The organism is Allobosea sp. P4_E12 (genome assembly GCF_056401655.1).
Genome location: NZ_JBFUIY010000013.1, coordinates 49,344 through 63,952, shown reverse-complemented (window position 1 = coordinate 63,952; position 14,609 = coordinate 49,344). Strand labels below are relative to the sequence as shown.

Annotated in this window: 12 protein-coding genes; 7 read left to right on the top strand and 5 right to left on the bottom strand. The window is 64.3% G+C overall.

Features of this window, described 5'->3' with window-relative positions; all coding sequences use genetic code 11:
- The first annotated feature begins 31 nt into the window (after positions 1-31).
- The 5 genes from AC1DW9_RS17955 (at position 32) to aat (ending at position 4,206) form a co-directional block, all read left to right on the top strand.
- A complete protein-coding gene (locus AC1DW9_RS17955; protein ID WP_441489989.1) occupies positions 32-847 on the top strand; it encodes a DsbA family protein in 816 nt (271 codons plus the stop codon).
- Between the two features lie 124 nt (positions 848-971).
- On the top strand, positions 972-1,430 hold the full coding sequence (gene aroQ, locus AC1DW9_RS17950; RefSeq protein ID WP_113512750.1) for a type II 3-dehydroquinate dehydratase: 459 nt from the start codon (positions 972-974) through the stop codon (positions 1,428-1,430).
- Positions 1,431-1,512: 82 nt separating this feature from the next.
- Positions 1,513-1,971 (top strand): acetyl-CoA carboxylase biotin carboxyl carrier protein, encoded by a 459-nt coding sequence (gene accB, locus AC1DW9_RS17945; protein ID WP_441489988.1) that lies wholly within the window; start codon positions 1,513-1,515, stop codon positions 1,969-1,971.
- 29 nt (positions 1,972-2,000) lie between these two features.
- Entirely contained in the window at positions 2,001-3,362 is a 1,362-nt protein-coding gene (gene accC / locus AC1DW9_RS17940; RefSeq protein ID WP_441489987.1) for an acetyl-CoA carboxylase biotin carboxylase subunit, read from the top strand.
- Between the two features lie 169 nt (positions 3,363-3,531).
- Positions 3,532-4,206, top strand: a complete 675-nt coding sequence (gene aat / locus AC1DW9_RS17935) for a leucyl/phenylalanyl-tRNA--protein transferase (protein ID WP_441505385.1) — start codon at positions 3,532-3,534, stop codon at positions 4,204-4,206.
- 129 nt (positions 4,207-4,335) lie between these two features.
- Here the strand turns inward: aat and AC1DW9_RS17930 are convergent, their stop codons facing one another.
- Together AC1DW9_RS17930 and AC1DW9_RS17925 are read right to left on the bottom strand one after the other, a co-directional pair.
- Entirely contained in the window at positions 4,336-4,920 is a 585-nt protein-coding gene (locus AC1DW9_RS17930; protein ID WP_441505596.1) for a DUF2155 domain-containing protein, read from the bottom strand.
- A 174-nt stretch (positions 4,921-5,094) separates the two neighbouring features.
- A complete protein-coding gene (locus AC1DW9_RS17925) occupies positions 5,095-5,670 on the bottom strand; it encodes a CGNR zinc finger domain-containing protein (protein WP_441505384.1) in 576 nt (191 codons plus the stop codon).
- Between the two features lie 174 nt (positions 5,671-5,844).
- On the opposite strand from AC1DW9_RS17925, the gene AC1DW9_RS17920 reads away from it, so the two are divergent.
- Positions 5,845-6,756 (top strand): alpha/beta fold hydrolase, encoded by a 912-nt coding sequence (locus AC1DW9_RS17920; protein WP_441505383.1) that lies wholly within the window; start codon positions 5,845-5,847, stop codon positions 6,754-6,756.
- A gap of 85 nt (positions 6,757-6,841) precedes the next feature.
- Here the strand turns inward: AC1DW9_RS17920 and AC1DW9_RS17915 are convergent, their stop codons facing one another.
- On the bottom strand, positions 6,842-7,252 hold the full coding sequence (locus tag AC1DW9_RS17915; protein ID WP_441489983.1) for an NADH:ubiquinone oxidoreductase subunit NDUFA12: 411 nt from the start codon (positions 7,250-7,252) through the stop codon (positions 6,842-6,844).
- Between the two features lie 734 nt (positions 7,253-7,986).
- Between AC1DW9_RS17915 and AC1DW9_RS17910 the strand changes: the two genes are divergently transcribed.
- Entirely contained in the window at positions 7,987-11,715 is a 3,729-nt protein-coding gene (locus tag AC1DW9_RS17910; protein WP_441505382.1) for a vitamin B12-dependent ribonucleotide reductase, read from the top strand.
- A 564-nt stretch (positions 11,716-12,279) separates the two neighbouring features.
- On the opposite strand, the gene AC1DW9_RS17905 is transcribed toward AC1DW9_RS17910, so the two are convergent.
- Together AC1DW9_RS17905 and AC1DW9_RS17900 are read right to left on the bottom strand one after the other, a co-directional pair.
- Entirely contained in the window at positions 12,280-12,531 is a 252-nt protein-coding gene (locus AC1DW9_RS17905; RefSeq protein WP_441505381.1) for a hypothetical protein, read from the bottom strand.
- Between the two features lie 226 nt (positions 12,532-12,757).
- Complete coding sequence (locus AC1DW9_RS17900; protein ID WP_441489980.1) at positions 12,758-14,065, bottom strand: TAXI family TRAP transporter solute-binding subunit; 1,308 nt, start codon at positions 14,063-14,065, stop codon at positions 12,758-12,760.
- Between the last annotated feature and the right edge of the window lie 544 nt (positions 14,066-14,609).

Here is a 14,609-nt window from a genome sequence, read left to right as displayed (position 1 = left end):
CAAGGGCCGGCGAGCCCGAAAGGATGACGACATGGCTCTGTTCACCCTGCTCCGCCCGGCCTTCGCCGGAATCAGGCGCGCGGGTCTGGTCTTGGGCGGGCTCGGCCTCGCCGTAACCCTGGCCGCCGCTCCGGTTCAGGCGCAGGGACAGCCCCTGTCACCCGAACAGCGCAAGGCCGTCACCGATCTCATTCGCGAGACGCTGCTGAAGAACCCTGAACTGATCCAGGAAGCGCTCGTCGAACTCGAGCGCCGCAATCAGGTCGCTCAGGCCGAGGCACAGCGCAGCGCCGTCGCCAGCGAAAAGGCGAACCTCGTCGATCCCGCGACATCGATCATCGCCGCCAATCCGCAGGGTGATGTCACCCTGATCGAGTTCATGGATTACAATTGCGGCTTCTGCAAAAGGGCGCTCGACGATGTCCGCACCCTCGCCAAGGACGACCCGAAGCTGCGCGTCGTGATCAAGGATTTCCCGATCCTCGGCCCCGATTCGGTCGAGGCGAGCCGTGTCGCCATCGCCGTGAAGAACCAGCTGCAGGGCCAGAAGTACTGGGATTTCCACAACAAGCTGATGGCGACCAAGGGCCGGATCAACGGCGCCAAGGCGCTGGAGATCGCCAAGGACGCCGGCGCCGATGTCGAGCGCGCCCGCAAGGACATGGACGCGCCTGCAACCCGCGCCGCGATCGAGTCCACGGTCGCACTCGGCGATCGGCTCGGCCTGACCGGCACTCCGGCCTTCATCATCGGTGACGAAGTTGTCTTCGGCGCCGTTGGCGCCGCGGCGCTGAAGGAGAAGATCGAAGCCGTCCGCAAATGCGGCAAGGCCACCTGCAGCGGCTGATGAAACCGGCCGGCCTGTGGTGGCTCTCATCGCAGGCCGGCGTCACAGGCTTCCCCTGTCCCGCCGTTCCGGTTAAGACGACGCCGACGCCGCAGCTTCGCGGCTTGAGGAATCAACGCGAGCCATGGTCGCCGTCCACGTCCTGAACGGACCCAATCTGAATCTGCTCGGCACCCGCGAGCCCGGAACCTACGGTTCGGTGACGCTCGCCGGCGTCGAGGAACGCCTTAAGGCGAGGGCCGCCGCTGCCGGGGTCGAGCTGACCTTCAGCCAGACCAATTTCGAAGGTGAGCTCGTCACCCGCGTGCAGCAGGCAGGGCTGGCGGGAGCCGGCATCATCATCAATGCCGGCGCCTACACCCACACCTCCGTCGCGCTGCGCGATGCGATCAAGGGCACCGAGGCCCTCGCCATCGAGGTCCATGTCTCCAACGTGCACGCCCGCGAGGAATTCCGGCACCATTCCTACATGGCACCGGTCTGCGTTGGCGTGATCTGCGGCTTCGGCGTCGCCAGCTACGACCTTGCTTTCGACGCGATCGTGCCGCTTCTCCAGAAGCGCGCGGAAAAGACGGCGGCCTGAACGGGCCGGCTCAATCCAGCAGGGTGGCGCCTCGCGGCTGCCCATCCTCTCAACCAAGACGACGAAGACGGTGAAACCCGCCATGGCGACCAAGAGCCCGATCGATCCCGAACTGGTGCGCGAACTCGCGCAGCTCCTCAACGAGACCGACCTGTCCGAGATCGAGGTCGAGAAGGGTGATCTGCGCGTCCGTGTGGCCCGCACCATCTCCGCAACCGTGCAGGTGCCCGTCGCCTCGCATGCCCCGGCCATGGCCCATGCACCGGTCGCGACCGCGCCGGTCGAGGTCAAGTCGGCAGCCGCCCACCCCGGCACCGTGCCCTCCCCGATGGTCGGCACCGCCTATCGCCGCCCCTCGCCTGAAGCGAAGCCCTTCGTCGAGATCGGCCAGGAGGTAAAGGCGGGTGAGCGGGTCCTTCTCGTCGAGGCGATGAAGACCTTCAACGACATCGTCGCGCCGCGCGCCGGCAAGGTCACGGCGATCATGGTCGAGGACGGGCAGCCGGTCGAATACGGCGAGCCGCTTCTGGTGATCGAGTGAGCGGGGCAGCGGGCGCGGACGAGCCGAAGATGTTCGACAAGATCCTGATCGCCAACCGCGGAGAGATCGCGCTGCGCGTCCTGCGCGCGGCCAAGGAGCTCGGCATTGCGACCGTCGCGGTCCATTCGACCGCGGATGCCAATGCCATGCATGTGCGCCTCGCCGACGAGAGCGTCTGCATCGGCCCCCCGAGCGCCCGCGAGAGCTATCTCAACATTCCGGCCCTGATCGCGGCCTGCGAGATCACAGGCGCCGATGCGGTCCATCCCGGCTACGGCTTCCTGTCGGAGAACGCCCGCTTCGCCGAGATTCTCGAGCGGCACAACATCGCCTTCATCGGTCCCAAGGCCGAGCATATCCGGGTGATGGGCGACAAGATCGAAGCCAAGCGTACGGCCAAGCGCCTCGGCATTCCCTGCGTCCCCGGCTCGGAGGGCGGCGTCAGCGAGGATGCGGAAGCCCTGCGCATCGCGCGCGATATCGGCTTTCCCGTGATCATCAAGGCCGCGGCCGGCGGCGGTGGGCGCGGCATGAAGGTGGCGCGCAGCGAGGATGATCTCGTCGTGGCGCTCCAGACGGCGCGAACCGAGGCCAAAGCCGCCTTTGGCGATGACGCTGTCTATATCGAGAAATATCTCGAGAAGCCGCGCCACATCGAAATCCAGATCCTTGGCGACGGCCGCGGCCATGCCATCCATCTCGGCGAGCGCGACTGCTCSCTGCAGCGCCGCCACCAGAAGGTCTGGGAAGAAGGCCCCTCGCCCGCGCTCAATGCCGGCGAGCGAGACCGGATCGGCTCGATCTGCGCCAAGGCGATGGCCGATCTCGGCTATCTCGGCGCCGGCACGATCGAGTTCCTCTACGAGGATGGCGAGTTCTATTTCATCGAAATGAACACCCGCATCCAGGTCGAGCATCCGGTCACCGAGATGATCACCGGGATTGATCTGGTGAACGAGCAGATCCGCATCGCCGCCGGGGCGCCGCTCTCGCTCAAGCAGAGCGACATCATCATCGAGGGCCACGCCATCGAGTGTCGCGTCAATGCCGAGCATCCGGCGAATTTCCGCCCCTCCCCGGGCAAGATCGCCTCGTTCCATACGCCGGGCGGGCTTGGCGTCCGCGTCGATTCTGCGGCCTATCAGGGCTACTCGATCCCGCCCCATTACGACTCTCTGGTCGGCAAGCTGATTGTCCATGGTCGCAACCGGGCGGAATGCCTGATGCGGCTGCGCCGCTCGCTCGACGAGTTCGTCGTCGACGGTGTCGACACGACCCTGCCGCTGTTCCGCACGCTCGTGCGCAATCCCGACATCCTGAACGGCGACTACAATATCCACTGGCTCGAAAAGTTCCTGGCCGCGGGCGGCATGGGGCCCGAGGGACAATAGCGCCGGTCACGGCCTGTCATGCCCGCCCGATGGCGGGCATCGACATCCTGCGATGTCTCGGTCGCCAGCCCCGCCACAGTGACAGGGACGGTCGCGATGGGAGCGGCCATGACGAAAGAGCGCAGCTTTCGCGTTTGACTTGGCGCCGCGCTCACGCTCCCATCTGCACATGAAGGCTCGTTCAGCGCCAGTACGCTCGCCCGTGATCACGCCGGAGATCCTGCTGCGCGCTTATGCAGCCGGCATCTTCCCGATGGCGGAGAGCGCCGACGATCCAAACCTGTTCTGGGTCGAGCCCGAGGTCAGGGGCGTGATCCCGCTCGCGAACTTCCATCTGCCTTCACGCCTTGCCCGTAAGCTCCGCGCCGATCCCTTCGAGATCCGGGTCGACACCGCCTTCGAACAGGTCATCGCGGCCTGCGCCGAAGCGCGCCCGGACCGGCCCGATACCTGGATCAATACGCGGATCAGGGAGCTGTTTGGCGCACTTCACGAACTCGGGCACGCGCACAGCGTCGAATGCTGGCGCGATGGAAAGCTGGTTGGCGGGCTCTACGGCCTGTCCCTTGGCGCAGCCTTCTTCGGCGAGAGCATGTTTCATCGGGCGACTGACGCCTCGAAGGTCGCGCTCGTCCATCTGGTGGCCCGGCTGAAGCGCGGCGGTTACCGCCTGCTCGATGCCCAGTTCCAGACCACGCACCTTGCCCAGTTCGGCACACAGGAAGTGCCACGCGAGGCCTATCGCATGCTGCTCGAAGCCGCGATCGCCCATGACGCGGAATGGTGGAGCTGGCCAAAAGGCCAGGACATCGCCGGTCGCGAGGCCCTGACTGAGCTGATCTGAGTTCAGCCCTTGATCACGCTGCGTTTGAACGAAATTGTCCAAATACAGCGTGATCAACTCTTATAGTTTAGAGCCTGCTTTATGCGAAAAACCGTTGCCACTTTTTCGCAGCATGCTCTTGCCCCTGCCTCAGTTATTGCCGGCGGGATCACGTCCAGGAACAGGATTGGTCGGGAAGAAGCGCTGGCTCGGCGCCTGACGCGGCTCAACCGGCACACCACGCGGCGGAGCCACATCCATGCGCTGTCCGGGGGGAAGCTGGGTGCCAGGAGGCAGTTGGGTGCCCGGCGGCAGTTGGTTGACGTCGCGTGGCGGCGTGCGCGGCCTGCGCTCTTCCGGTGGCGGCGGCGCTTCCGGATCCTTGGGATCGACCACGAGCTCGGTACCGCCCTTGCAGTCGGTGAGCCAGACATCATAGATCGCGTGTTCGACGCCATGCAGACCAGGGCTCGCGGCATACATCCAGCCCGTGAAGATGCGCCGGTACTCGTTCGAGAAGGTCACCTCGTCCACCTCGACGAAGGAGGTGGTCTGCGGGTTCTCCGTCGGCGGGCGGGTCCAGCAAACGCGCGGCGTCAGTTGCAGCGCACCGAACTGAACGGTCTCGTCAATCGCCACCTCGAAGGAGATGATCCGACCGGTGATCTTGTCGAGACCCGCAAAAACCGCCGTCGGATTGCGGATGCGGTCGGCCTTCGCAGGCTGGGCGGCCATCAGGGCCGCGAGAGCTGGAGCGGCCAGGGCCGCGACCTTCGACAATCTGCTGACGGACCGCATCTTCTGCTACGAATCTCCCCTCCCGCCAGAAGACGGGGGCTGCGGCTTAACACGGCAATCGCAGCGGAAAAAGGGCAGCGGGGCCACAGTGACGCCTGCGGCGGCACCGCATCATTGGCTCTTGCGCGCCCGGAAGCGGGCGACCTTGTCGCGGTTGCCGCAGGTGCTCATCGTGCACCAGCGCCGCGTGTTGTTTCGCCCTCGATCGTAGAACACCATCACGCAGTCATGGTTGGCGCAGTGCTTGAGCCGAGCCGGCTCGTGGTCGCAGACGAAGCGGGCGAAATCCAGCGAGATCCTCGACGCCGCTCCGACGCCCCGATCGGCCACGGAGATTAGCGCGTAGCCCTCGTCACCCCTTTGCAACCGATAACGCTCGGTCGCCGGCACGAGCAGGCGGTTGATCGCATCGATAGACCCTTCCGGCAGCGGCTTGCCCTGCCGCAACAGGTCAAATGTCGGGCGAAGGGTTTCCCGCAAGCTCTTGAGCTCACACCCGGTTTCAGGCGTCTCCGCCTCCCCCAGCCCAGCCGCGGCAAGCCACACCGCCATGGAGTGCGGCTCGCCGAGCAGATCCCGCGGTCCAGTCTCGGTCAGCGGCGTGGTGTTGAGCAGATCGAGCCAGGGCCGGCCGCCCATGAAGGGAAAGCCATCCCGGAAATCATCATTGGTCGGGCTCGCAGACATGGGCCGCTCCGGTTGGCGCAGGTGAGTGCCGTTTGTAACCTCTAATTTAGTCATTGACAGGTTACGCGTCAAATGACACCGTTGAACGACAGATTGACAGGTTACGGACTCGAAATGCGAACTCTCGTCAGTTCTGCCGCGCTCGCCACGTTTCTCATGTTCGGAGCCCCACTCATGTCCACCGCACAGCCCATTGCGCCCGTCCTCTCCCCGTCGGTCGCGGTCCGCTACGGCACCGCCACGATACAGGGCCTCGACATTTTCTATCGGGAGGCCGGACCTCGGGATGCTCCCGCCATCCTGCTGTTGCACGGCTTTCCGTCTTCATCGCATATGTTCCGCGACCTGCTGCCGCTGCTCGCCAAGGGCTACCGCGTCGTTGCGCCTGACTATCCCGGCTTCGGTCACAGCTCGGCGCCCGCGCCGAGCGAATTCGCCTACTCCTTCGACAGGCTGGCTGAGGTGATCGAGGGCTTCACGGAGCAGGTCGGCCTCACCCGCTATGCGCTCTATATCCAGGACTACGGCGGCCCGATCGGCTTTCGCCTCGCGCTCAAACATCCCGAGCGCATTCGCGCGCTGATCGTTCAGAATGCCGTCGCCAATGAAGGCGCCTGGAGCGCGGAGGCCCGCCGTGACATGGAGCCGTTCTGGCAAAACTGGACGCCCGAGACCGAAAAGCCCTTCCGCAATCTGCTCGGTGCCGACGGCACGAAGTTCCAGTACACGCATGGCGCGACCAGATTGGAGCGGCTCTCGCCGGATGCCTGGCGCCATGATCAGGCCGGGCTGGACCGCCCAGGCAATCAGGACATCCAGTTGCGGCTCCTCCACAACTATCAGAGCAATTTTGCCGCCTACCCGGCCTGGCAGGCCTATCTCGCCCGACACCAGCCTCCCGCGCTGATTGTCTGGGGCAAGAACGATCCGTTCTTCATGCTGGCGGGCGTCGACTATCTGAAGGAGCAGTTGCCGGCCGCAGAGGTGCATCTGTTCGATGCCGGCCATTTCGCGCTCGAGACCCATTCCGGCGAGATCGCGGAACGCGTCGATGCCTTCATGCAGCGATTGCCGAAGGCCGACTGACGCGAAACGGGCACTCCGTTGAATCGAAAGGGGCCGCCGGCGTTCATTCGCCGGCGGCCCCTTTCTCAAACAGATCGTGCAGGCTTCAGCGCCCGGGCGTCCAGGCCTCGTAGTCGCCCGTCGCGGGCGGGCGCTCGCCTTCAGCCAGGGTCGAGCCCTGAGGACGATAGGCCATGGCCGTTCCCGTCCAATTCTGCTGGTGCGGCTTCTGCCAGTCGCGCGGCTGATAGCTCTCCTCGGAGGGAGCGATATCGACGGTGTGATGCAACCAGCCATTCCAGCCAGCCGGAATGGTCGAAGCTTCGGCCAGGCCGTTATAGACCACCCAGCGCCGCTGTAGGCCCAGCGCCTTGTCCTTCACCCCACCCTTGGTGCGGTAATAGGTATTGCCGAATTCGTCCTGGCCGACCTTCTCGCCGAAGCGCCAGGTGTGGAAGCGCGTGCCAATGGTCTGGCCGTTCCACCAGGTAAAGATCTGCAGCAGCGTTTGCTTCATGGCTCTCGTCCGCCGTGGTCCGCGTCGCGCGACTTATGGCGAGAGCATCCCGCCCTGTCCAGCCCGCAGGAAGATTCACGGCAGATTCGTCGGGAGCGCGCGTTTCCGGAATGCAGGCCGCCATGATTCGGCCACCTTGCGAACACGCCCCAGGCACGGTTCGAAACGCGAAGATCTCCTGTCTCCAGACACTTGGCGCAGGCTGTGTAGATGGCGCTTGCGATGGTCAGGCGCGGCTGGCCCATTCACCTATGGTCAACTATGACTGCCGCGAATTTTATGCTTTCCGCCGCCCGCGGGATCGTCCACCCTTCGCTCAAGCGCACCGATTCCGCCCGTGATTCCGGGTGCTTAGCTGGCAGCTTGAAACTTATCCCCAGAACACACAGATACACACAAGATGTCGTGTCCACAGGGTTTGCGGCGCACTAATCCTTGACGGACCACCCCAGTCGGGACTAGTTTTTGTCAGTCGCGTGACGGCTGGCGGAGACGCCTTCGACACCCGCGAGAGAGTTCCCGGACGGGTCGAGGTGATCACCGCGTGGCATGCCATCCCTGGCAGCGGCGAACGGTGGCGTGCGGTCTGTCTGGTGGCGTCCGGAGTGCCGACGGCGGGAAACACCGCCGCGGAATCCAGGGGCATCAAACCGAGTTGGGCTGACATCAGGAGCCGGTGATCAACCGGCCGCGCGGGGCATTTTCGCCCGCGGCATGCATTGGGGACCAAGATCATGCGCATCGAGCGCCGCTACACCACCACCGGACAGTCGCCCTACGCCGCGATTCCCTTCCGTTCGGCTGTCAGCGAGATCCGCAACCCTGACGGCTCGATCGTCTTCCGCCTCGAAGGCATCGAGGTTCCCGACGCCTGGTCCCAGGTGGCGAGCGATGTGCTCGCGCAGAAGTACTTCCGCAAGGCGGGCGTGCCCGCAGCGCTGAAGCGCGTCGAGGAGAACGAGGTTCCCTCCTTCCTCTGGCGCTCGGTTCCCGACGAGGCCAAGCTTGCCGAACTCCCCGAGAGCGAGCGCTACGTCTCCGAGATTTCCTCCAAGCAGGTCTTTGACCGCCTCGCCGGCTGCTGGACCTATTGGGGCTGGAAGGGCGGCTATTTCTCCTCGGAAGAGGATGCCGCCGCCTTCCATGACGAGCTGCGCTTCATGCTCGCCACCCAGCGCGTCGCGCCGAACTCGCCGCAATGGTTCAATACCGGCCTGCACTGGGCCTATGGCATCGATGGCCCCGGCCAGGGCCATTTCTACGTCGACTTCAAGACCGGCAAGCTGGTGAAGTCGAAGTCGAGCTACGAGCATCCGCAGCCGCATGCCTGCTTCATCCAGGGCGTGGCCGACGATCTCGTCAACGAAGGCGGCATCATGGACCTCTGGGTGCGCGAGGCGCGCCTGTTCAAATACGGCTCCGGCACCGGCTCGAACTTCTCGATGCTGCGCGGCGAAGGCGAGAAGCTCGCCGGCGGTGGCCGTTCCTCCGGGCTGATGTCCTTCCTCAAGATCGGCGATCGCGCCGCCGGGGCCATCAAGTCGGGCGGAACGACGCGCCGTGCCGCCAAGATGGTCGTGGTCGATGTCGACCACCCCGATATCGAGACCTATATCGACTGGAAGGTCCGCGAGGAGCAGAAGGTCGCTGCGCTCGTCACCGGCTCGAAGATCGTCCAGAAGCACATGAAGGCCGTGATGAAGGCCTGCGTGAACTGCGAAGGCGACGGCGATTCCTGCTTCGACCCCGAGAAGAACCCGGCCCTGAAGCGCGAGGTCAAGCTCGCCCGCAAGGCGATGGTGCCGGACAACTATATCAAGCGCGTCATCCAGTTCGCCCGCCAGGGCTATACCGACATCCAGTTCGACATCTACGACACCGACTGGGATTCGGAAGCCTATCTGACTGTCTCCGGCCAGAACTCGAACAACTCGGTCTCGCTGACCGACGACTTCCTGCGCGCAGTGGAAGCGGATGCGGACTGGAACCTCACCGCCCGCACCACCGGCAAGGTCCTGAAGACGCTGAAGGCCCGCGATCTCTGGGAGAAGATCGGCTATGCCGCCTGGGCGAGCGCCGATCCCGGCCTGCACTTCAACACCACGATGAACGACTGGCACACCTGCCCGGCCTCGGGACGCATCCGCGCCTCGAACCCGTGCTCGGAGTACATGTTCCTCGACGATACCGCCTGCAACCTGGCCTCCGCCAACCTGCTGCAGTTCTACGACCGCGAGACCAAGAGCTTCGACGTCGCCGCCTATGAGCATCTCTGCCGGCTCTGGACCGTCGTACTCGAGATCTCGGTGACGATGGCGCAGTTCCCGAGCCGCGAGATCGCCGAGCTGTCCTATGAGTTCCGCACACTCGGCCTGGGTTATGCCAATATCGGCGGCCTGCTGATGACCATGGGCCTCGGCTATGATTCCGAGGAAGGCCGCGCGCTTGCCGGCGCCCTCACCGCGATCATGACCGGCGTCTCCTATGCGACCTCGGCCGAAATGGCGGGCGAGCTTGGCCCCTTCCCCGGATACAAGAAGAACGCCAGCCACATGCTGCGCGTCATTCGCAACCACCGCACCGCCGCTCATGGGCAGGCCTCGGGCTATGAAGGCCTGCAGGTTACGCCGGTGCCGCTCGACCATGGCACGCTCGCCCGTCTCGGCGGCTCGAGCGCCACCATGTCGGAACGCGCCCGCGCCGTCTGGGACGAGGCCCTCTCGCTCGGCAAGATGTATGGCTATCGCAATGCTCAGACGACGGTGATCGCGCCGACCGGCACGATCGGCCTCGTCATGGATTGCGACACCACCGGCATCGAGCCCGATTTCGCGCTGGTGAAGTTCAAGAAGCTGGCCGGCGGCGGCTACTTCAAGATCATCAACCGCGCCGTTCCCGACGCGCTGCGCTCGCTCGGCTACCGCGAGGCCGAGATCGCCGAGATCGAGGCCTATGCCGTCGGCCATGGCTCGCTAGCCCAGGCTCCTGGCATCAATCACGGCTCGCTCCGGGCCAAGGGCTTCCCCCAGGCCAAGATCGACGCGGTCGAGAAGGACCTGAAGGCCGCTTTCGACATCAAGTTCGTCTTCAACAAGTGGACGCTGGGCGAGGACTTCCTCGTCAATGAGCTCAAGGTCCCGGCCGAGAAGCTGAATGACATGTCGTTCGAGCTCCTGCCCTTCCTCGGCTTCTCGAAGGCCGAGATTGAGGCCGCGAATGTCCACGTCTGCGGAGCGATGACGCTGGAAGGCGCGCCGCACCTCAAGCTTGAGCATTACAACGTCTTCGACTGTGCGAACCCGTGCGGACGCATCGGCAAGCGCTATCTCTCCGTCGAGAGCCACATCCGCATGATGGCGGCGGCGCAGCCCTTCATCTCGGGCGCGATCTCGAAGACCATCAACATGCCGAACGACGCCACCGTCGAGGACTGCAAGAGCGCCTATCTGCTCTCCTGGAAGCTGGCCCTGAAGGCGAACGCCCTCTACCGCGACGGTTCGAAGCTGTCGCAGCCGCTGAACTCGGCCCTGATCTCGGACGAGGATGACGACGCCGACGACGCCGTCGAGTTGCTGCACCAGCAGCCGATGGCGGCACGCGCCACCCATGTCGCCGAGAAGATCGTCGAGCGCATCGTCGAACGGATCGAACGCAAGCGCGAACGCGAGAAGATGCCGGACCGTCGCACCGGCTATATCCAGAAAGCCGTCGTCGGCGGGCACAAGGTCTACCTGCACACCGGCGAATACTCGGACGGACGCCTCGGCGAGATCTTCATCGACATGCACAAGGAGGGCGCGGCCTTCCGGGCGATGATGAACAACTTTGCGATCGCGGTCTCGCTCGGCCTGCAATACGGCGTGCCGCTGGAGGAATATGTCGAGGCCTTCACCTTCACGCGCTTCGAGCCCTCGGGCTTCGTGCAGGGCAACCAGTCGATCAAGAACGCCACCTCGATCCTCGACTACGTCTTCCGCGAGCTGGCGATCAGCTATCTCTCGCGCAACGACCTCGCCCATGTCGACCCGAGCGAGATCGGCCATGACGTGATCGGCGGCGGCGTCGGCCAGGACAAGGCGCCGGATGCAATCGGTCCGATCACCTCGACCCCGCTGGCCTCGACTGGCTTCCGCCGTGGCAAGCCGATCAACCTGCTCGCCATCCAGGGCGGAATCGTCCACGAGACCGTCGCCCGCAGCAGCAGCAACGTCACCTCCTTCGCCACCGCAGGCGCGACTGCGCTGAAGCCGGACGCCGAAGAAGAGGCCGTGGGCGAAGCTGAACTGGCCAAGCTCGGCTTCGCGGCTCCCGCCGGCCAGCCGACAGCCTCGGAGCGTCGCGCCGAAGCGATCATGAAGGGCTATGTCGGCGATTCCTGCGGCGAATGCGGCAACTTCACGCTGGTCCGCAACGGCACCTGCCTGAAGTGCAACACCTGCGGTAGTACAACTGGCTGCTCGTAGCACGCAGAGTACTGATACTGCTGAAAATCGGGGCATAGTGTTGCCGCGATTGTAGTAGGTCGAGTTCCGCAATCAGCGATAGGGCGCCCGGTCCCGGCCGGGCGCCTTTCATTTGAAGAACCGAGCGCTCCCGAGGTCCCCCAGTCGTTCATTTTTGGTTTTCGCGGACGGCTGAACGGCCTGAGCAGGCAGGATCTGAAACGGGCGAGCCATAAAGGTGCCGCCGTTGCGACGCGGTCCGGAAGCAGACAGCGTCAGGGAGCGCCTGAATTTCTGGCCAAGGCACTTCCAAAGCGCTCGTGGTCCGCCACGAACGCCGACTCATCCACACCTACGGCTCATCCGCTGCGCGGTCGTGATGGGCTCTGGTGCTGTGCTTGTCGCATAGCGCTTCACCAGCCAGAACGGTATCCACAACCGCCATAAACGAACTCAGCGCTGGATAAAAAATTGGGGGGGGCAACCTCACCAGCGCGGCGAATCCGGTATCGATACCGGCGGAACATGCATTGGCCATCTGGAACGACCTTCGCCGAGTTCCGGCACTCGGCCAGCCCTCTCCTCTTACATGTCTGTCTTGATGCTGTCGAAACCTGCCGCACGCTGGAGGGATACTTGCAAGGCTTCCGCCGCCGACAAGAAGCTTGCCGATGCTGCACTGACGAGCTTCATGAAAAAATGCGAAAGCGACGCTGCTAAAGCGTGCGACGTGACTGCCGCCGAACGAAAACTGTCGGGCGCCGCGAAGTCGAGCTTCACTAAGAAGTGCGTCAGTGACGCTGTCGGGGCGTGACGCATCAGCTGCGCGGTGACCAAGAGGCTTGAGCGTCGCGGCCTCGATTGGATGAAGCGCGCCGCGGACGAAGCGATGACAACGGCGGGCAACCTCCGGCCGTTGTGCGCTCCACGCCCACCTGTGCATCGAACACGCGCTGGACATGGCCACGATCTCTTCATCAGGCACGGCGATAGGCCATGCGCATGCGCGCGACGAGACCCCGGCGACCAGGCTCCCGCCGCGTAGAACCTGACACGAGCGCGCCTACGAAGGCATCGCCTTGAGAGCTAACGCCTTCCCGCTTTGGGGACTCAGAGACGCCCGGCGCGCCGTGATGGAGTAGCGGGCGTGATTGACGGCAAGGGCCATCGTCGCATCCTCGCCTGAACGCCCCCCGGACGCGACGGCTTCATCGACCAGTTGATGAAGGGAACGGTCCAGGGCCTCAAGCCCTTCGGCATCGGCCTCCCGCGCTTGGTCCGCAATCTGAATGAACTGCCCGATCCGCTTCTGCTCCTGGCGCATCCGGGACATCTTCACACGCCCCAGGATGATCGTCGTCAGCGAACCCAGGACGCTGAGGAGAGCCGCGGCAAGATAGAAATAGCCTTGGAACTCGTCGAAGAAGCTCTGTTCACCGTTGCTGAGATAGTTGGCGACGCCGGGATGGATGGGCAGGATCGGGTTCTTGTCATCCGGGTCGGGGGCCTCGATCTGGCTCGCCAGGGGCGTGAGCGCCATCAGCTTGGTTTTGGAGACGAAGAGGGTCCGGCCTATCGCCCCTGCGACGAGATTGAGCATCGTGTCGGGCGCGACAAGTCGGTAGGTCACTGCGAGTGTCGTCACGGTGTCGTCGGGGGTCGCGGGGTGCGATCTGAACGCGCCTTCGGGAACATCGTAGGATTCGAAGGCCGGAAAGCGTCGATTGAAGGCATCGGCGTCGGAGAACGCCAGGATCGTCGGTGTCCCTGCGGTACCCTTCGCCATGGCGTTTACTGCGCCAATAACCTCTCCCGGCCCAACCGGCCCGACGGCAAGGATCGCCGCGATATGCCGTTGGTGAACCGCGGCAATCATGTCGTCAGGCGCGAGAAAGACCCGCTTCACATCATGAGGCGCGACATTGTAATAGCCCAGGATGACATCGAGTAGCGCGGCGTTGACCTCCTGCAGACGCCCCTGCGGAATTGCGATCGTCTTGCCGGAAAGCTTGCCGATACTGTCGACGGGCGATTTCGGCGGCAGAACGAAGGCGACGACATCGCGACGGAGAATCGCAATCGTCTGTCCGTTGGTCGGTGGCGAGACGTCGCTGCGGATCACGGCGAGATCCGCCTCGTCAGCTTCGATCGCCTTCGAGCTCGCAGCCAGATCTTTGACCGGCAGCGGCTGAAGTCTGATCCGGGGATGATCCCTGGTCGTCTCCGTGATGAGGGCGCCAACGAGACGCTGCGCGTCGGTGCCAAGCGCTCCCGTCGTCACCCGCACGGTCGCGTGGGGTGACCAGAAATGGATCGTGGCGGCAATAGCGGCAACGACGAGAAAACCCGCTGTCCATGCTGCAAATCGCACAACCCTGGTCCTCAATCATCCGCCGACCTGGCCGAGACCGGCCACCGACGAAGCTGCTGCGGGAAACGTGCAGCCTCTCGGACGGCAAGACACAACGGGAAGGCAAGACTCTACTTAGAGGTTGGGACGCCTGCACCGTTCGCGCCTTCCGGTGATGATGAGGCAGCCGCACGCTGCCGTCCACCTTCAGACGGCTCATCAAGGTGCCCATTCCTCGCGGTGCAGCGTGTTCTGGCGCGCGAACAGGACATGCGCAGCAAAGAGAGTGCGGCCTGACACGGAGGACGAGCACGGCCCTCCGGCAGCGCGCCCTACCCGCATAGGCGAGCCGGAATGCGACAATCAAAGGCAGTGAAGCAACGCTGCTGGTCAGGTTCATCAGTCGCCCAAGGTAGAGGCCCCTCTCTGCGCTCCGGAGCAACGGACCCCTCCCCTTGGACGCAACTGAGCCCTTGCGATCATTGTAGGATGGGCTGCGGGTGGCGATCAGGCCGGGCATCAGAAGCGCCATCGTGAAGATCGGCTATCGCAGGAAACGCGGCAA